Below are 19,067 nucleotides of genomic sequence, written 5' to 3'. Positions count from 1 at the left end.
CGTTTTGCTGGAGTCTTCCTGTTAATGCTTTCTTTCTTTTTCCGCATGCGCTTGTTTGATGAGATCAAAGACTATGAAGTGGATTTGAAGGTCAATCCCACTCGTCCCCTGGCTCGCGGTATCTTAAGCGTTATCCAAGTAAAAAAAGCACTGATTGGATTAATCATCTTCGAACTTGTTTTAGCGGCTTGCTTTGGGCGAAATGCTTTTTTGATTCATGCAATGGCTATTGGTTATAGTCTGTTAATGTATGAAGAGTTTTTTATTGGCGAAATTCTTCGTCCTCACCTCACCACTTATGCAGTTACTCACACCTTCGTCAGCGTGCTTTTAGGTCTTTCAAGTGCCGTGGCTATGAGTGGCGTTGATATTACACTCTTATCGCCCGCTATTTTATTTTTCTTTCTAATGAACTGGGCCTTTTTTAACCTCTTTGAATTTGCGCGAAAAACTTTCGCACCGACCGAGGAAAGACCCCACGTTCCAAGCTATTCAAATATTTTTGGCTGCCATGGGGCTTGGGCCCTTTCGATCAGTCAAGTGATACTGGGTGTAGGAATAATTGCCTGGTATTTTTCGCTTCCGCTTTTTGCGGTGGCCGCTGGAATTTATATCTTAATAAGCCTGGGATACCTGCTTAAGAAAACAAACAAAACCGCGAATCTTTTTAGAAATATTTCCGGCGTTTATTTACTTTTGCATTACCTCATTCTTATTTACGTCGTGGGAGCTTAAGCTATGTTAGTAACACCCAAGTCCACCCTGTTTTTTGCTAAGAATGAAGCCGGAGGAAAAGGTTTCAACCTTTTCCTAATGTCGCAAGCAGGACTTCCTGTACCTGAATGGGTGGTGTTTGGGAAACGCTACTTTCATGAATTCTTGCAATCCCCTGGCGTAAAATCAGCACTTGAAATTTCGTTAGATAAATTGCAGCAGGGATCTTTAACGGCAGCGCAAGCTGAACAAGAAATCGTAGCTTTATTTGATAAGACAGCCATACCCACTTCCGTTGAAAAATCTTTGATCGAAGCATTAAAAACTTTAGGTGAAGACAAAGTTTTTTCCGTACGCTCGTCAGCGGCGGATGAGGATAGCTTAGCCCATTCCTTTGCGGGTCAACTTTCTAGCTTCCTTTACGTGAACGGTAAGGATGATATCTTAAAATATATCAAGGGCTGTTGGGCTTCCGCTTTTTCAGAGCGTGGTTTAGTTTATCGCCTTGAAAACAAGATCGACCTAAAAAAGATTTCAGTTTCTGTCGTTCTTCAACGAATGATAGACCCAGATAAATCCGGAGTTCTTTTTACCTGTGATCCGGTGGCGAAGAAAACCGACACCTATGTCGCTTCTGCGGTGTATGGCGTGGGTGAAGGACTGGTTTCAGGCGCCCTTGATGCCGATTCTTTCTGGTTAGACGCAAATCACGGAAAGTTGCTTCGTCAGGAAGTCGTAGAGAAAAAAGAAATGATGAAGAAGTCATCATCAGGGCACTGTGAACTTAAAGTTGTAGCAGAACCTTTAGTAAATACGGCTTCACTGAGTGAGCAAGAATTAAATCAGCTTCATCAGCTGGGCCAACTGATTCACAAGCAATATCACCGTCCACAGGATATCGAGTGGGCCATTGAAAATGGCAAACTTTATGTTTTACAAACGCGTCCTGTGACAAGTTTAGATCAGGATCTTATTGGCTATCCGAACTTATGGGACAATTCGAACATCATTGAATCCTATGGCGGCTTGACTTCACCACTCAGCTTTAGTTTTGCCCTTCGCAATTATAAAGCCGTCTACGTGCAGTTTTGTGAAGTCCTAGGTGTTCCAAACGAGATCATTAAGGACATGGATTCTTACCTTGGCAACATGCTGGGATCGGTAAACGGTCGCGTTTATTATAACCTATTTAACTGGTACAAGCTTGTTGGGGTTCTTCCGGGCTTTAAACAAAATCGTGAGTTCATGGAAACCATGATGGGTGTATCTGAAGCGCTCAGCGATGAAATTGCTAATCGCATTAAACCCCATCCTTCGTGGGATACGCCCATGGGTCGTATCCGCAAAATCGTGACTGGATTTAACTTCATAAAGTATCACTTCACTATTCAAAGTGTGGTTGATGATTTCTTGCAAACCTTCCACCGTGACTATGACCGCTTCCGCACCATGGATTTAAAACGCATGCGCGGCGACCAGTTAGTTCGCGTTTATCTTGATATGGAAAGAAATATGATGGGTCGCTGGAAGGCGCCGATCATCAATGACTTCCTATGCATGGTGCATTTTGGATTATTGCGAAAACTGACTTTGACGTGGCTAAAAGAACTAGATTCAACAATTCAAAATGACCTTTTAGCTGGTGAAGGTGGTTTAGAAAGTGCTGAACCAACTAAAGCCCTCTTGCGACTTGCAAATAAAGCCTCTAAAAATGAAGGCCTTCGCCAATTAATTGAGTCCGTGGACCCGAAAGATGGTTTAGAAGCCATCAGCCAGTCCCCGTACCAAGAATTTTATAAGTCTGTTTTAGATTATTTAGATCGCTTCGGCTTCCGTTGCATGAGCGAGATGAAGTTAGAAGAAATTGATCTATTAACAGATCCAAGCTATCTGTTCGTTTGCCTTAAAAACTACTTAAAATCAGGACAAACTGAAATCCACGATGACACCCATGAAAAGTCACTGCGCAATGGGGCTGAAGAAAAAGTAGCGGCACACTTGACCGGCTTTAAAAAGAAGGTTTATTTCTGGGTGCTTAAGCATGCTAGAAAAGCGGTTAAAAACCGCGAGAACACTCGTTTCGCACGAACTCGCATTTATGGTATCGCGCGCACGATCTTCCAAACCGTTGGTGAAGATTTAGCCTCTGTCGGTGCCATCGAAAACCCGCGGGACGTATTCTGGCTGACAATCGAAGAAGTCTTTGGGATCTATGATGGAACTTTACCGTCGCCGAACTTAAAGGCCTTTATTGATATCCGCAAAAAAGATTATGAACGCTTCCAAGAAGACACCGACCCACGCATTATGACCCGTGGAGCCGTCTACTGGAATAATACGTTTATTAAAGAAGAAGATCTGTCGCAGATTTCTAGCGAAACTGGCGATTGGGATCTAAAGGGTCTGCCATGCTGCCCAGGAATTTTAGAAGGCACCGTGAAGGTGATCTTAAATCCTACAGATAACTTAGAACTCAACGGCGAAATTCTGGTGACAGCGAGAACCGATCCAGGATGGGTACCTCTTTATCCTGCGATTTCGGGGCTTTTAGTAGAGCGCGGAAGTCTGCTTTCCCATTCAGCCATCGTGGCCCGGGAAATGGGAATCCCAGCTATCGTCAGCATTCCTGGTTTAACGAAGAAAATTAAAACCGGAATGAGAGTACGAATCGATGCTAAAGCTGGAACCATCAAGATTCTTTCAGAAGAATAAAATAAAAAACCGGAGTCAAAGCTCCGGTTTTTTTGTTTTCAATCGTTAGCTCAAACTATCTAATTCTTAATTGACCCGCTTCAAGCTGATCTAAACCAATAAAGAAATATCTTAATTGATCACTAAAGCTTGTTGAAACAGCGCTTGAAAGATCCTCTGTCTTACAAGGTGTCGCGCCAAAGATTTTCTTTAAAGCTTTACACTTAATCACCGTTTGGCAGCTGGTATTACCGCAAGCCACCGCAGTACCATTAAAGAACGACATGGTTCTGTTAGATAGGAACGACTTCGTTTCAATCGCCTGCTTACAAGCATTATGTTTCACACTGTTCTTATCACTTGGGCACATCCAATCAACCACAGCTTCAGTAAATTCCGCACGAGAAGATTGAAGAGACAGTTGTTTTATTGAAGGTAACAACAATGTGTAGTGGATTAAAGCCTGTGGGATAAGGGCTTCTTGTGTAGAGAACACTTTATAAAAACCCAGTCCTTTGTCAAATTGACCGAAATCATCGCGGTAAGGAATGTTAGCTGGCTTTAAACGCAGGCACTTCTTAGTCGTGCACTCTTCTGAACTGCGAGTGAATAAAGTGGTCGTACCGATTCTAGTTAAATTTTCTGGGTAATATCCAACGTCGTGGAAATACCATTTTCCGTCAGTCATAGGTTCTTGGAAATCAGAAGAACCTAAGCTGCCAAACACGGGACGATTCCAAAGTTTGGCGCCAGTGATTGCTAAAAACCAACCCGAGTTGCAAGAGTTAAAAACAACGAAAGCAGTAGGAGCCAAGAAGGCACCCAATTGCGCGAACTCTGGATCATCATGCTTTAAACGCTTCATTTTAGATTGAAGACGGAAACCATTATAAGTGTTGGCGTGACCAAAGAAATGCAAAGAAGAAACTGGAGAAGATAAATACTGAATCGCAAGAACCAAGCGTTCCGCTGTTAAATCATCGTCGTCGGCTTTACGAAAGCCAAAACCTGCTTTGGCTAAGGCCGCTTTTTCCATGTGGAAGTCTTCGCTGACTGCACTGATAATAACTCTTTGACGCCCCGGGAAGCGATCACGGGAAACTTTTGCTCCGATAATTGCAGAATGCAGGAATTGTGTTCCTTGGTCACTACCAAATCCAGCAACGAAAACATCTGTAGGCACTCCGGCACGAATTTGCGCTGGCTCTGAAGCGATAAAGTAAGCTTCACCATTTAACGACCACGTAAAGGCAGATAAAAACAAGACCCCTAAAAGAACTCTTAAATTCATAGGTACCCCACTAAAAGAATGGGGAAGTATTTAACACGACTTTATAGGGATCTGAAGGCTGTGGTTCTAATCCACGAATTCGTAATGAAAAGACTTCAGCGGGCGACGAGTTCTGTCTACTTCTTTGACATTCGCGAATGAAAAACGGGGCTATTACACCCCGTTTATTACTGCATTGTTAGGCTTGCTGGTTATGGATATATTTCAATAAACCCGCTGCGAATCGATCGACCATGGGCATCCTTGCTGATAGCTTGAACAAGATAGTACACCCCAGACTGTAAACCACTAATATCTGCAGTGTGCTCGTTCACAAGGGTTTTATCTTCGGTAAGGAATGCTTCCTCGCCAGTGTATAGGTTCACAATTCTAATTTGACTGGTCGCGGGAAGATTTGTTTTCCAAGTCAAGGTGGCATTAGGAATATTAAGATTCGTCATCTGATAATCAGATATGACCAGATCTTCTACCGTACAAGGATTCTGTTTCTGTTCTGGCATCTTGAAATTTGCAGTAGAAATAGCTTTCCATCCCATTTTTTCTAAGATGTCCATAACCGAGATTCTTTTTTTGTGAACCTCGCTGCCAAAGAAACTGTTTGAAGTCATGCCGCAAAATGCTTTTCCGGCTTGGTCTTTCCAGTCTTTCGCTTTTGCATTGGGCTTATGTTTCCAGATTAAAACATTGGCAACATGATAACGTGGCCCTTGGAAATACAAGATCTTTAAAGGTATTTTGCTTTGTTTTGTTAATTCGATGGATCTAAAACCGCAGGCCAATCTGGTTGGATGGTTGCCATCATTATTAATGATCTCGTTCCACTTATCACCTTCTTTTATGAATACGCGGGCACCGTCATCAGATATAGAAGCTAGTTCGTACATCCCCTCTTTATCATCGGCGCCTAACTGAAGTACAGACGTGTATTCAATTCCAAAATTTTCTACGAGCTTATTGCCTTGAGCATCCACTAATTGCTGACCACTTTGGGTAACAAAACCATCAGTGAAAGGTCGTGTAGGCACGTTCACGTCAAAGAAATAAAGATTCTGATCTAAACGTTGACCATGATTGTAGTAATCAAGAGCGGTGCTTTTAGCTGGCATTGCCGGTGTTTTTAAAAAAAGCTTACCTAACAAACCATTTTCTGGTTGGGAGGATGGGGCGCTAAAAAACGGCACACAAACTGATTCGTCAGGATCGGCGAAATCGAAAGTTCCTACATTCGCAGGAGTTTCAGTTTTTATACCTTTAAAGCTGCAAGAAATACCTTTTAACAACCCACGCTTATAGCGAACATCCGTGCTGTTGTTTTTAGCCTGCGCCGTCAGCGAAAAAGCCACAGCTAGAATAATTAGTGATTTACCCATACACGTCCCTCATTAGTTTTTTGCTCTAGATATAAGTTTAACAAATGTGGGAGATTTTAAAAGGGAAGCTATGAATTCGAATTGTTATGAGATGCGAAAAGAAAAAATTAGGACCGAACTGAGATTCTTTTACAGTCCTAATTTTTTCTTTATTAGAATGAGATCCTTTTTTAAATCAGCATTTTCGTTTTCTAATTTTTTAATGCGATCATTCTGTGCTGATTTAGATTCTTCTAAAGAGGCTACTTTACGCTCAAGAAGTTTGATCTGTTCTTGGGAAGCTAGGCACACACCGTAAAGCTCTCGGGTTGACTGAATAAGAGGTGATACTAATTTATTATACGACACGCTCTTAAAACCTTGGCTATCGGTAGTGACCACTTCTGGAAAAACAGTTTCAACTTCCTGTGCGATCAAACCAATATCTTTTCGCAAACTAAAATTTCGGTCGGGAAATTCATCTGTGCGCCAATCGTAAGATACACCACGTAGTTTTAAGATATTCGTTAAAGCATTCGGCAAAGTCTGAATGTTCTTCTTAAAACGTCGATCTGAATTTATATCCCAGCTAGTAGCTACAGCCGTTCCGCCTACAGTTAACTTATGTGCATTACTCGGCGATGTGGTATGGATTCCTACATAACCACCGCTGTTGATACTTATCGGAATTGTATTAAAATCGGTAATTGTGAACGATCCAGCTGCACCATTGAATCCGGCTGCAGACGATCCACCAGTTAATATACTCCATGACTTAGGTGTCCCGGAATTGTTGGTTAGTTTAATAGCTGTCGATGCAGCAGATGCAGAAGTGGCCTCGATCGCTGCACCGTTAGTATCAAATACCGTCAATTTGCTAATGCCGCTTGAGGTACCAACATACACACGACTATTGTGATCGATCGTCATTCCCAAATTGGCCGTGGTAGTAGTATTTTGAATCGTACTAAATTCCAAACGAGTTCCTAAAGCAGACCCGGAATGATTTTCTGACGCCACAACAGACATTCCGGAAAAAATCGCGGTTCCCGCGGATGTCTGGTCTGCACCATAAAAGCCAGCCAACTTATCGCCCGAAGATGCGACTACTGGCGAAGCCTGTGTACCGCGTCCACGTACGCCTACAAAGCTTGGATGATGTAATGAGCTGCCCGATGAATACACACGATTATAAACAGAAGAACTATTGTTATCAGTCGAAATATCGACTCGGGCTAATGGATTCATTGAACCCACTGATAAAGCTCCGCCTGTGATATGCACATCACCGCTAGAAGACACCGTCATACGGTTGGTGCTGTTGGTTTTAATATTAATATCGAAGTTATCGTTGGTACCAAATACAGCTGTAGCCCCAAAGTTATTACCACCATTATTGAACGAATTTGGCGCATTGGCACAAACTGGGATTCCACTGGCATCAAATGAAATGAGCTGACCCATTCCGCAGTTCATGAAGCTCACGGCACTGCCTGAGCCATTCGTAGTTAGAAGTCTGTTTGGTGAAAAAGTAGTAACACCCGTACCACCTTTGCTTACTGGAACTGCAGACGGAAAGTTAGCAGGATCAGCAGCAATAGTACCGGAAACCACAGAGATACCAGCACCCACTTGCACAGCACCTTTAGAAGATGTTGTTGCATCATTTATTGAAATGGACGGAGTCGACGATCCCGTTGCAACTATAATCGGAAGTGTACCACTCACGTTCGTCACCGTCCCACTTGGCAATGACGCCCATTGCAGACCCGATGCTTGCGCAGAGTTTGCAGTAAGAACCTGACCATTAGTTCCTACGGGCAGACGAATGTCGTTCGTTCCATCATTAACAACCAAATCACCTTTGGTGGTTAAAGGTGATAATCCATTAAAGGCAGCTAATGCAGTTGATTGCCCAGTTCCACCATTAGCTAAAGGTAGGGTGCCTGTCACATCGGCGGTTAAAGAAATAGCTGGACCATTATTTGCCGCAGTCAAACGACCTTGAGCATCCACGGTGATTGAAGCACGAGTGTAAGAACCAGCTGTAACAGCCGTGTTATCTAATGAAATTGTTCCGCTGGATGTAATCGGGCCACCACTTAAACCAGTGCCCGTTGCAACGTTAGTAACAGTGCCGCCGCCACCGCCGCCGCCACTGTTATCATCATTCGCAGCAGCCCATTTCGTACCGTCATATTTTAAAACTTGGCCCGCAATCAACCCAGTAGTGTCAACAGCAACACCTTTGATTTTATTAACACTCACGGCACCAATAGTTCCACTTATGTCACCTGCTACAGAAACGTTGATCGCCTGACATTGAAAGGAACTAGAAACACTATTCCAGTATGGTGTTTGGTGGGCTGCACAGTTCGCACTTCCCACAGCCGTATTAAAAGCAGCATTTGTATGATAGGTAGCTAGAGTTGAATTAAGATTTGTAACATCCGTCATTGCAATAGCTGATGGTATCCAGGATGCTCCGTCATATTTTAAAAATTGACCTGAATTCGGTGCCACTGCAGAAACACTCACACCTTGAAGCTTTGAAACCGTAGGATTCGGGAAAGTTCCCGATAAATCCCCACCCGCATTACCGGTTGGAGTTCTTGCGTCAGTGAAACGAGCATCATTACCCGCAGCCACAGTGCCAGCAGTCGTACCTACTGAAATCCCAATAACAGGAATAGAAGCTGTACCACCTTTAGTAAGTGGCGTTGTCACATTCACATCAGAAACCATTCCGGCGCCGCCAGAGTCGTTTTGACAAGAAAAACTTACGCCATCAAAACTGAGATACTGACCGACTGCGCAAGTGGTGACTGAACTTTTCAAAACAAAATCTGAAGCCGCTTTGTCTTCAAGACGATAAGCATTTAGGGCTAATGGAACGTTACCCAACGTCACATCAGGAGATAAATCCGTAGATCCAACTTTGATGTGCAAAGAACGAATCGCCTGACCCGCTGGATTGACAGTGGTCCCATCCTGACAGGCGACGCTACCACTGGTCGCAAAAATTCTGTCAATCGCGTTGGCTGTCGTGTCCGTGCGCGAACCTGTTCCTACGATAACGCTGAACTCCCCATCTGTTCCCGGGGTTACAGATTGAGTTTCTGAATAAACCACGCAAGTTGGTGAATAAAGAATTTGAAAAGTCACTGTTTGCGTTGAAGCAATCGGTGTTCCTGAAGAATCAGTCAGCACACCTTCATAGGTAAAGAGTGAACCAATGGCCGCAGAGGCTGGAAGCGAAAATAAAAATGCGAATAAAGTAAAAATCAGCTTCATTGCTTGATCCTTCCTGTTATCGCAAAACCACCGCCACTAGCGGTAAATTGGCTTTGGGCGCGGGCACGACCGCGCAAAATCATGTTAGTACCACTTTGAATTTGCGAACCCGCCAGTAATTCCTGGCGAATCACTGTCGATGCAGAATACTTCAACGAAACAGATCTATAGATCCAAGATCCCACTTTAGGCATTGCTCGGAATTTGATTTTAATAAGCTGCCCATTTCCAATGGTCATTGCATTTAAAGGGCTAGACGAATTTGAGATATTCATAGTGAAAGAACCATTAGCGCATTCTGATTTCGCCGAAACGTCATGGGCACCGGGATTAATCCACGTCACACCGTCATCAAAACTCATTTCAATCTTGCCAACGTAAGAAGAACACTTTGCCGAAAGCGGAACTGCGGAAAGATTGCTGGTCACGATGCTAGTTTCGTTAAAATCAAAACCTTCTAATGATCGCAATAAGGCAACGGTCGGTGCCGCATCTGAACAACCAACCATAAACAAAAAAATACCTAAGATATTGAAATTACGAACGTCCCTTTTGCTCATCGAAGTATTTATCGGCGAAAAAATGGACAGTCTTAAGACTCAAAACGAGACGAGGAACCCTAGGTCGATGGTGGCTCATTACAATTAATGACGCCAAACTATTTGATCGACCTAGACTCAGAAAACAATAGCTGCCTTAGGATTTTGTATAAATATGAAACTGATAAACACCCGTTCCGTCCTTATGCTGAGCCCACTCATTTTTACCTTTAGCATCAGCCCAGCCCTTGGTATCAACAGCCGTAGGGGCACGCATGAAAGAGCGAATCACCATATAGCTTCCTGGCTTAGTTCCCGCATTCAATCTTTGTAAGATCTGATTGGCATCGTCCGCCGGCAAATAAGAAATAGTGTCTGACAAAGAAATAAAATCGTAGGCGTGCAATGGAAGGTGTTCTAACAAATTACCATGTAAATAGCGCACTTCAGTTTTTGAATTCTTCACAGCTTCAAAAATGTGGCGTTGCGCTTCCAGTGGCAAGCCTTCTTCAAAAGCAATTCGACCTAAAAACAAAATCTGCATGAAATAGTTTTTGCGAACTAGTTGGGTGCGGAAGATTCTATCAAACTCTTCCATGATAAATTGCGAAGGACCACGTTGCTCTGTTTTATGATCGGCCTTACCGCTGAAATGGCCCTTATATAAAAACTTATTAAATACATATTCACTTGCAGCAATACGGATAAAACTATTCCAACGCAGCGTGGGCCAATGTTTTTTATGAAGAGCCACTTGTTCTTCCAACGACTGGGCGGCAAAGATCGGCGTGAAATCACACTTTAAAACGTCTCTGAATAAGGATCCGAGTTTTTGAAAGTGGGATTCCCAACGACCTAATAAAATAAATCCATGGGATTTCCACCCATCAATTCTTTCTGTCCAATATTTGGTGGCTTCTTCAGAAAGTTTCAACTTTCCGAACAAAGCTACACGGTCATCACCCGTATCATCGCCCTCTGGTAAAGCTCCGCGATATCCTAAAAGGAATAAGTATTCTTCATAGGTCAGCGTCTTCATGGACTGCAAGCGAAGTTCACACAAATAAAGTTGGCTAACCGACATATCAATGACATCGAGATATTTTGGATTTTTTGCTATCAAAGGCAAGCAGCGAGCACCGGAGCCTGCAATACTGAAAACGCGATCAGCATTGTTCTGCAGAAGCTCAAATTCAATACGCGTATCTTCGTTTGCTAACGTGTAGTTCAAGTCCGAAAAATACTCTTTAGCCATGATGTCCCCTTAAAATGCCAAGTTGCCTGAAAGTTCCATGCGTAAACCAAACACAGGTCCGCCGGTGATTTCTTCATAAATCTTATAAAGTCCACTTTGCCCGGAATAATTTTGCACAAAGCCTAAGATAGTAAAGTAGTCAGTCCAATTATAACCATAACTTATGCTGCCAAAGGAATCTTCCGTTGTGGTATTGGTAAAAACCTGTACCTGAATGTCATGACGGTTAGGGTTCCATTGCGCTGACAAATAATAAGACGTCTGTTCTTCAAAGATTTCACTGGATGAGTCTGCTTTAAACATACTGATCTGAGGTAACAAAATCCAATTTCCTAAAAAGATATCGCAACCCACGGTTTGGTAATCGCTGTATTTAACAAAGGGACTTAAGATGCTAGAGTTGACCGTGCGCCCTAGTTCAATCTTAGGAACGGCTGTTTCAAAGGCATAATTTGCGGTCGCTCCAAACGTATTTTTCTGAAGAACTTGAGCACTCATGGCAGAAAAGCCAAAGCCGCCCAGGGTCCATTTTGCTCTTGCCCCAAAGCTAGTGTTCTTTTCGTTTTCAACTTGAGGAAGTGGAATAGGATATGTCGTTTCAGCGACTTCACCAATTCCCGCAAGTTCTAATGAAAAGGTATCAGCAGCATAAGTGAAGGTCGCTCCGGTGGGATGGGTCAATTGATCTGCAAGCGGATCAAAGAACAAACGATTAAAGCGTCTTCCCGTCCACACATCAAGCGATGGCAATGTCCAAGATTCACTCCAACGTAAAGCTTGTCTTCCGACCCGTACGTAAAAAGATTCTAACTTAAATTCTAAATAAGCTTCTTGCAGATAGCCTTTAGTTGGCGAGCGGCGAATAAAGGCTTGATCTTCATTACCTTCGACTTCGCCGAAACCTTCAATAAAAATTCCAAAAGGCCCCAGGTTCGAATTCAGTTTTGATTTAACTAATAAGCGATGCGCTAGCTCTTCTTCAGAACCGCGGATGTATTCATAGCGGGCAGCGCCTGTTAGGTCAGCCCGAGCTATGACACTGGATAAAACAAAAATCAGGAAAAGACCAAATCTCACTTCATGCTTTCCATATTACGTACTGTGAAAAACGAATCGGAATAATCCCTTTTTCCCATCGACAGAATACGAATATGGCTGACTTGTTTGTTGGTGTCTTCAATTTTTAAAGTCGTTGGGCGAAGGGCGCCAGCAACGTTTTTATAGTCTTCAAAGAAAGCGCGCTTTAAAACTGTTTTACCATTCAATCCTAAATATTCAGCACGTTGTGGTTGAAAGCTGCCTTTTTTTAGCCATAAACGAATCCAAGCATAAGTAAGATTGTCTTTATTCCCTTTTAACAAAAGCTGAACTTCGTCTGCAGTTTCACTTTCTTTAGTCACAGTGTAATCACCGTACCAGCGGGTTCTAGAGATATCCCCGTTTGCCACTTGACCTGAAAGCTTTTGCGCTAAGGATAATCGCATGGAGCGCTTTAAGTTCGGCACGTAAGCATGGAAGTCGCGATCAAGCATCAACATGTTGCGGCCCTTATCGCGAGCAGGTTCTTGCGTTACAATCAACGTTTTATCTTGGCCTTTTAAATGAACTTGAAATACCGACGTGTTTTCAGGTGTTTCAACTTTGATTTTCATTTCATAAGTCGCTGCGGGATTACGAATATTATCTGCTTTTTTAACCCACTCTGCTGGGTCTTCAGCTTTTGCAGTCAGTGAAAAAGTCAAAAATGAAATCGCCAAAAGTGTCTTCATGACAGCCTCTCTGTTCTGATCTATGCGCCGGCTTTACCAGCTTCATATTACGTTCTACGTTTAGATAATGCCAATTGTCGTGTGAGCTCAATTTCTTTATCAGTAATAATTCCTGTATGACCTTGAATTGCCGCCAACTGAACACCGTGGCGCTGGGCCATTTTATAAATCTGTTTAACCTTGTTCCACTCAATATCACGCCCCATGGTGAAGGCTTCATATTGTCTTTCTAAAGTTAAAAGAGCTGTCTCTGCCAAACAAGCATAGACCGTATTGCCAGGAAGACCCAGATCAAAATCAATTTCCACAGGGCCCGGCAGATTCACTTCACCAGATTCAATTATTAAAACATCCGGTCTTTTCTTAGCGTCTTCAATGTCAAAATCCAAGGGACGAGAACAATCACAGACCACAGCACCTGGTTTTAATCGCATCACATCTACGATCTTATGATCAAAGGCAGACGTCGCAGTGACTAATACGTCAGCTTGTTCAGCCAGTTCATTAGCATCGGTTGCTACCATCACCTGACAGTTTGGCGACATCGCCTCAATGGTTTGTTTTAGTTCTAACAAACGATTCATTCGTGGTGCCACGATGCAAAGTTTATTGAAAGCTAATGATAATAATTTAGCTGAAACCTGGCCGATGGAACCTGTCGCACCAATCACCATGGCCATCCCGTTCACTAAACCGGTATTAGGATCATGATTTAATAAACGCATTTTTTTAACAACGTCATTAAGTGCCCATAAAGTCGCCGAAGCACTTAAACTATTTCCAGTAGTGACTGGAATAGGACTGTTTTGATTAATTGTAATACCTTGGTCACCAACAATCTTAGTGTAGGCACCAAGACCAATCATTTTTGCACCGCGATTGGCGGCATCATAACAAATGCCTTCAATTTTGCGATATATGACTTCGGGATCTGCTTCTTTTAAAACCTTTGGGGTCGCAGGAATGGCATAAATCAAACCATTAATCTCTTCCCCCGTCTGCTGACTGATGATGTGTTTGATCCGCCCATGGGCAAATGGCGGAACCTTTGCAGCTAGACGATCAAAGGGATCGTTCCATTCTTTAGGCATGTGCTTAAGAACAGAAAAACCAGGCAGTCTTAAAAAGTCATTATGGGAAAGGGCGTGAATAACAAAGGCAAAGTCAGGCTTATCTTCTTTAAAGACTTTGTTCTTAACACTGTTAATACCCTTCGAAATTTTTGCTTGCGTAGACACGTTACGAGTCATCACATATTTACGCGTGATCTGACGAAGCTCAACATCATCAGTGATAAGCTGTTCCCATTCTTCAATGGATAAGGGTGCGGTTCTTTCGCGCGATAATCTTAAAGTCGCATCCAAAACAGAATAATTCATGTAAGGATGAATGCGATAATTTTCTGGGAAAAGATTGATCACGCTGCGCGGATTGTATTTCTTAGCTTCTTCTTCCATCAACGGATGGGAAGACCAAATCACCAAGTCCTTACCGCGCACAAAGTCCACGGCGGAATCAAACAAAAGTAAAAACGGCAAATCGCAGAAAACATACTGGATGTTTTCAACTTGCGCCGCTAGCGAGGAACGACTGATCTTTTGCAGCTTCGTTTCAGCCAGGGGCGTGTTATTACGTAGATCTTTAAAGTTAGCGACATTCAGCACCAACTTCGAAAGGGTCATCAATCCCGGAAAAGGTTGAATCAACCATGGCACACCCAAAAGTGAATAAGCATCGCCGATATAAACGGATTTACGATAGCGTTCGCGGATGTATTCTTCTAGTTCTGTTGAAAATACAGCTGAAGGAAAGAAAGTTCCCCGTTCCGGCTGAATGATTCCTGAATCGATATTTTTAATTAATGAATTGATATTGGCAATTTCGCGAAGCCCGGTTCCATCACACAATGGAACTGGACAAGGAATGCCCATGATTTCTAAGTACTGGCGATGCACATAACTTTTCTGATCTAGTTTAATCACTGGCGGCAAACTAGTTAAAGCAAACGCATCCACTTGGTTTCTTAAAGTTTCAATATAGCGACGAACAGCATCCACTGAAAAATTCGCACCAAAGCGTTGCACTTCAAAGTGATTGCCCTCGAATTCAAACTCATAGGCCACGTCCCAGTGCGGTCGGCCAAAGCTGATCTCAGCGATGCGATACGAATGCTTCATAGCCGCTCCAGAAAGTGGATTCATATTCTTTAAATTCAGGGCACCAGTTTTCGCCTAAAACTTTTCTAGTGTCATTGGTTTCATACACTGGAAAGTTCATCAGGTAATACAGTTCTTCTTCAGGAAATTTAGCAACCAAATTTGAAGCTTTTAAAATCAACGCTTCATGAATCTGATCGACTAAGACAATCCCATTATGGGGAATAGCCTGATACTTCAGGGCTGAAATATAGAAGTCCTTCACTCCTAACCCATAGGTCGGCGTGATGTGATAGCTGTGGTAACCTTGGGGTTTTGTGATTAAAGACCATTCAGCAAATTTCACAATGGCTTCAGCGGCTTTATCCACGGGCACTATTGGCAAACGCGTGTCTTCTTTGCCAGGCAAAATCAAAGCCGTCGGAATACTTTCAATCAGTCTGCGGATCTTTTTAAAGGCTTCTGGCGCATGATAAGGTCCATCGACCCTTTCAATAGTACCTTGCTTTGTATCACCAACTAAGACACCAAGACGTAAATTAATTCTGCCTTGAATGGATTTTGCTGCCCAATTATTTAAAAGCTGTTCACCTAAGGCTTTGGACTCTGAATAAGGATCTGGAAAAGGCTTAGAAAAATTTCGATCGTTGGGTTTTACAGAAGTTAGACTAGAATTCACCCCGGCGGCGACAGTGCTGGTATTTAAGAAAAAGGGAATTCCCAAAGCATCGGCTACTTTTAAGGCCGTTCCCATACTAGCGATGTTGTGCTGAAAACAATCCACGTAAGAGGCGGTCAAATCATACAGACCTGCCATATGGATAAACATTTGGTAGTTCTTATCTCTAAGGGAATTAAAATCTAAACCCGCATTCCAATGAGTCAGATCGCCCTGGACTTCCGTCTTGCCAGAACGAGACAACACGTCCACTTCGAATTTTTCACGAAGTAATGGGATAACTCGTTTGCCAAGAAATCCGGTGCCCCCTGTGACGAGGATGCGCGGTTTGGTCACAAAGGACCTCCAAAAATTACCAGTGGTTTCTTATTGTCTGACCATCACAGGCAGCCCTCTGTGAATACAGCGGACTGATAGTTCCTGAACGTCTTTTAGAAGGATCTCGCCATCCCCAAAAAAAGTCAAAGCGCGGCGGGGATTCTGGCTCTTTAGTCTGAACTCTTTAAGTTCAAATGTTTTAAAGGCTGAGTACTTATCAACACTTCCCTTACGAATATGGTAAGCGGCCAATGTGTGCTCAGGAATATTTCTTGTCTCAGAAAGAAGCAGGTTCACTGTTCCATCGGTGTTCGAAGTGTATGGAGCAGGTGTGAAACTTCCTCCGATACTTTGCTGGTTATTGATCAACACTATGGGCGAATTTGTTTCAACGTTCACTTTACCTGGAATTTCAACTTCAAGTCCCCAGCCTTCAGGATTCCACGTGCGAATCGCTTCTGCTGTCATCATTGAATATACACCTGGACCCATGCGCTTCACGGCGTGATAGCTTTTTTGTGCAAGGAATTTATAAGCGGCGGCGGACTTGGGATTGTTTGCAAGCTTTTGCAAATTCGCGCGGAACTTATTTGCTAACTCTGCTGCCATGGCCGGCATGCCTAGGCCACCGTTAGTTAACATAAATCTTTTTTGATCACCGGAACTGATTTCAACAACATCAATATTTTTGATTGTGCCTTCAAAGATATTTCGAACTGCATAATCAATACGTGTAGAAACACCGATTTCGTGGGCAAGATCATTCGCAGTTCCTGAACGAACAATCGCTATCGGTGGAATTGTTAAATGATCACGACACTTCATCAAACATTGTAAAGCCACATTGATGGTGCCATCACCGCCACAAATAATAATGTAATCAGTCTTCTGAGAGCGCTCTTCATGCAAAAAGTCACACATCGCCTCTAATGTCTCTGGCCGACAGAAGCGCAAATCGCAGCGAAACAAAGCTTCGCGCACCTTGGCTTCAACTAGATCTGCATTCACAGATCCAGCTTTAGAGTTAATAAGGACTGACACTCTCATGTTTTGGATTCTCCTAAAAAATTTAGAGAGCAAGTCTTATACCGAGACAGAACTTGTGTGAAATACATTTAGATTGCATTTGAGCGAGTGAAAAGGTGCGTAAAACGTCACTTTGGCACCATTGACTAAAAACTGAACAAATACTCTGGTGTCACCTATCGTATTTGCTAAAACCCATGTGCCCAAGTTCTGAGATCTCGTAATACCATTATGACAAAACGACAAGGATGGTGTTCATGGATCGAGCCCTTACTTATCTTCTTTCTCTGTTTCTTTTATTCGCGCTGACCGGTTGCTGGGGTAGCAGCTCTAACAACGGAAACCTTTTAAATCCTGGTAACCAAAAGCCCGGCGAAGAAAATACCGGCCCATTTCCTTTAGGTGACCCGGGATTCACGGCTCAATACAAAACCTTCTTGCGCTCTACGTCCTTTGACCGCTTTATTTTCGCTGCAAATGGAAATGAAATCCACATCGTCAATGCCAAGGGAATACGCGTACGCTCTTTCATTCCAGAAAAAGTTCACAGTATTTCTGGTTTGTGGGCCGATAATGGTGGCGCCATTTATGTAACGGGACAAGAAAGTGACCCACCAACAAAACAGTTCCTGCGCAAATACGATTTCAATGGAACTTTTTTAGGCGAGCTTGTCAGCTTTGCAGGACCTAATTGGGCTATGCCCATGAATCCGATGGTTGGTGGTGATGGGTTTATTTATTTGTATGAAGCCGCCAATAGTAAAATTCGCAAGTTTGATCTGACGGGAAATCCCGTTTCGTCAGTGGGTGGGAAAGAAGTCATTTCAGGGCCTGCTTCCTATACGGTCGATCGCGACGGTAATATTTATGTCGTCGACATGAAAACGGAAAGTCTGCAAAAATTTGATTCCAAAGGAAATTTCGTTAATAAATTTGATTGGCCTCGCCAAATAAAAGGTTCTGCTGTCAGTGACATGGTCTTAACCGACAATGGATTTATCGTGGCAGAACGAATGGGCTCGAAGGGCCGAGTCACAAGTTTTAGTCACACCGGAACATTAAGCTGGAGTCGCGACGGCAGCGAACATCGCTCCCCTTACTTGGGAAATTTAATGTCTTTAACGTTAAATAAAGGCCGACTATTTCTGGGGGTACAGGATTCTTTAATCGTATATAAAGTGGATGATGGAAGTTACATCACCAAATACGTGAAACGAATGAATTCACCGAAATGTGTAGTGCGTGGTCCATTAGGACAATTCTATGTGGGATCTAACAACGGCATTCATATGTTTGATAGTGCCGGTACTTACGTGAAAACTTTTGGGCCTTCGAACACTCCGATTATGGGACTGGCAATTGATTCGCGTAAAAATCTTTATGCTATCGATTTAAGTGAATCAAACGTAGTTCTGCGCTTTGATTTGAACGGAACACCCTTAGATCCTTTGCGCGTTAAGAACTTATCAAGTCCTTATGCGATGTCTATTGATCGCGACGATTCCCTTTTCATCGCCGACGCTGATGGTGGCGTTGTCAAAGTAAACACGGTCGGCAAAAGTGCGACCGAGTTTAGCTCTGGCAATAACTTTACCTCTCCTGCGGGAATTACAGTGGCAAAAGATGGCAGTGTGATTGTGATGGATTTAGAAAATGGCGTGACCGTCGGAAAAAAATTCAGTTCTTCAGGACAACTTATAAGCACTTTCGGTAAGAACCAACTTTCTACGGCCCTAGGTGTTGCGACTTCAAGAACTGGAAAAATCTTTGTTCCCGATGCCACTAATCACAAAGTCATGGTCTATGATAAAGACGGCACCTTCCTGACAAGTTTTGGCAGCAAAGGGGAAGGTTTAGATAAACTAAATCAGCCCTTAGGAATCTATATTGATCCAGAGGACAATATCTTTGTTGCTGACGGCGCTAATCATGTCGTGAAGAAGTATAGAGAAAACGGGTCACCGATGATGTGGTGACCCGCGACTA

Annotated in this window: 13 protein-coding genes; 3 read left to right on the top strand and 10 right to left on the bottom strand. The window is 43.1% G+C overall.

The window, feature by feature from the left end; translation table 11 throughout:
* Positions 1 to 24 precede the first annotated feature (24 nt).
* The gene (locus tag MNR06_RS15365; RefSeq protein ID WP_243537335.1) at positions 25 to 735 is read left to right on the top strand and encodes a UbiA prenyltransferase family protein; all 711 of its coding nucleotides are present in this window, start codon (positions 25 to 27) and stop codon (positions 733 to 735) included.
* Positions 736 to 738: 3 nt separating this feature from the next.
* Positions 739 to 3,426 (top strand): phosphoenolpyruvate synthase, encoded by a 2,688-nt coding sequence (locus MNR06_RS15360; protein WP_243537333.1) that lies wholly within the window; start codon positions 739 to 741, stop codon positions 3,424 to 3,426.
* Positions 3,427 to 3,481: 55 nt separating this feature from the next.
* Here MNR06_RS15360 and MNR06_RS15355 read toward each other — a convergent pair whose 3' ends face one another.
* From MNR06_RS15355 to MNR06_RS15310, 10 genes are all read right to left on the bottom strand, one after another.
* Entirely contained in the window at positions 3,482 to 4,696 is a 1,215-nt protein-coding gene (locus MNR06_RS15355; RefSeq protein WP_243537331.1) for a hypothetical protein, read from the bottom strand.
* Positions 4,697 to 4,887: 191 nt separating this feature from the next.
* Positions 4,888 to 6,066 (bottom strand): hypothetical protein, encoded by a 1,179-nt coding sequence (locus tag MNR06_RS15350; RefSeq protein WP_243537329.1) that lies wholly within the window; start codon positions 6,064 to 6,066, stop codon positions 4,888 to 4,890.
* A gap of 129 nt (positions 6,067 to 6,195) precedes the next feature.
* Positions 6,196 to 9,339: a tail fiber domain-containing protein gene (locus MNR06_RS15345; RefSeq protein WP_243537328.1), complete on the bottom strand. Its 3,144-nt coding sequence runs from the start codon at positions 9,337 to 9,339 to the stop codon at positions 6,196 to 6,198.
* On the bottom strand, positions 9,336 to 9,899 hold the full coding sequence (locus MNR06_RS15340; RefSeq protein ID WP_243537327.1) for a hypothetical protein: 564 nt from the start codon (positions 9,897 to 9,899) through the stop codon (positions 9,336 to 9,338). Before MNR06_RS15340 ends, MNR06_RS15345 begins: the two co-directional genes overlap by 4 nt.
* Before the next feature lie 136 nt (positions 9,900 to 10,035).
* A complete protein-coding gene (locus MNR06_RS15335; RefSeq protein ID WP_243537325.1) occupies positions 10,036 to 11,133 on the bottom strand; it encodes a DUF3419 family protein in 1,098 nt (365 codons plus the stop codon).
* 9 nt (positions 11,134 to 11,142) lie between these two features.
* A complete protein-coding gene (locus MNR06_RS15330; protein WP_243537324.1) occupies positions 11,143 to 12,210 on the bottom strand; it encodes an alginate export family protein in 1,068 nt (355 codons plus the stop codon).
* Positions 12,207 to 12,902 carry an outer membrane lipoprotein-sorting protein gene (locus tag MNR06_RS15325; RefSeq protein WP_243537323.1) on the bottom strand — a complete coding sequence of 232 codons (696 nt, stop codon included), beginning with the start codon at positions 12,900 to 12,902 and terminating at the stop codon, positions 12,207 to 12,209. The genes MNR06_RS15330 and MNR06_RS15325 overlap by 4 nt, the downstream gene beginning before the upstream one ends.
* Positions 12,903 to 12,949: 47 nt before the next feature.
* Positions 12,950 to 15,079, bottom strand: a complete 2,130-nt coding sequence (locus tag MNR06_RS15320; protein ID WP_243537322.1) for a dehydrogenase — start codon at positions 15,077 to 15,079, stop codon at positions 12,950 to 12,952.
* Positions 15,054 to 16,073 carry an SDR family oxidoreductase gene (locus tag MNR06_RS15315; RefSeq protein WP_243537321.1) on the bottom strand — a complete coding sequence of 340 codons (1,020 nt, stop codon included), beginning with the start codon at positions 16,071 to 16,073 and terminating at the stop codon, positions 15,054 to 15,056. The genes MNR06_RS15320 and MNR06_RS15315 overlap by 26 nt, the downstream gene beginning before the upstream one ends.
* Positions 16,074 to 16,103: 30 nt before the next feature.
* Positions 16,104 to 17,102, bottom strand: coding sequence for a diacylglycerol/lipid kinase family protein (locus MNR06_RS15310; protein ID WP_243537320.1), 999 nt, complete (start codon positions 17,100 to 17,102; stop codon positions 16,104 to 16,106).
* Between the two features lie 236 nt (positions 17,103 to 17,338).
* On the opposite strand from MNR06_RS15310, the gene MNR06_RS15305 reads away from it, so the two are divergent.
* Complete coding sequence (locus MNR06_RS15305) at positions 17,339 to 19,057, top strand: NHL repeat-containing protein (RefSeq protein WP_243537319.1); 1,719 nt, start codon at positions 17,339 to 17,341, stop codon at positions 19,055 to 19,057.
* Positions 19,058 to 19,067 lie beyond the last annotated feature (10 nt).

The organism is Bdellovibrio reynosensis (genome assembly GCF_022814725.1).
Classification (GTDB): domain Bacteria; phylum Bdellovibrionota; class Bdellovibrionia; order Bdellovibrionales; family Bdellovibrionaceae; genus Bdellovibrio; species Bdellovibrio reynosensis.
The sequence above is the reverse complement of the archived record's forward strand: the minus strand, read 5'-3'. Positions and strand labels throughout refer to the sequence as shown.

Excerpts from the sequence above, each read along its gene's own strand:
- MNR06_RS15365 (WP_243537335.1), top strand. The coding sequence starts at position 25 with ATGCTTTCTTTCTTTTTCCGCATGCGCTTGTTTGATGAGATCAAAGAC.
- MNR06_RS15360 (WP_243537333.1), top strand. The coding sequence starts at position 739 with ATGTTAGTAACACCCAAGTCCACCCTGTTTTTTGCTAAGAATGAAGCC.
- MNR06_RS15355 (WP_243537331.1), bottom strand. The coding sequence starts at position 4,696 with ATGAATTTAAGAGTTCTTTTAGGGGTCTTGTTTTTATCTGCCTTTACG.
- MNR06_RS15350 (WP_243537329.1), bottom strand. The coding sequence starts at position 6,066 with ATGGGTAAATCACTAATTATTCTAGCTGTGGCTTTTTCGCTGACGGCG.
- MNR06_RS15345 (WP_243537328.1), bottom strand. The coding sequence starts at position 9,339 with ATGAAGCTGATTTTTACTTTATTCGCATTTTTATTTTCGCTTCCAGCC.
- MNR06_RS15340 (WP_243537327.1), bottom strand. The coding sequence starts at position 9,899 with ATGAGCAAAAGGGACGTTCGTAATTTCAATATCTTAGGTATTTTTTTG.
- MNR06_RS15335 (WP_243537325.1), bottom strand. The coding sequence starts at position 11,133 with ATGGCTAAAGAGTATTTTTCGGACTTGAACTACACGTTAGCAAACGAA.
- MNR06_RS15325 (WP_243537323.1), bottom strand. The coding sequence starts at position 12,902 with ATGAAGACACTTTTGGCGATTTCATTTTTGACTTTTTCACTGACTGCA.
- MNR06_RS15320 (WP_243537322.1), bottom strand. The coding sequence starts at position 15,079 with ATGAAGCATTCGTATCGCATCGCTGAGATCAGCTTTGGCCGACCGCAC.
- MNR06_RS15310 (WP_243537320.1), bottom strand. The coding sequence starts at position 17,102 with ATGAGAGTGTCAGTCCTTATTAACTCTAAAGCTGGATCTGTGAATGCA.
- MNR06_RS15305 (WP_243537319.1), top strand. The coding sequence starts at position 17,339 with ATGGATCGAGCCCTTACTTATCTTCTTTCTCTGTTTCTTTTATTCGCG.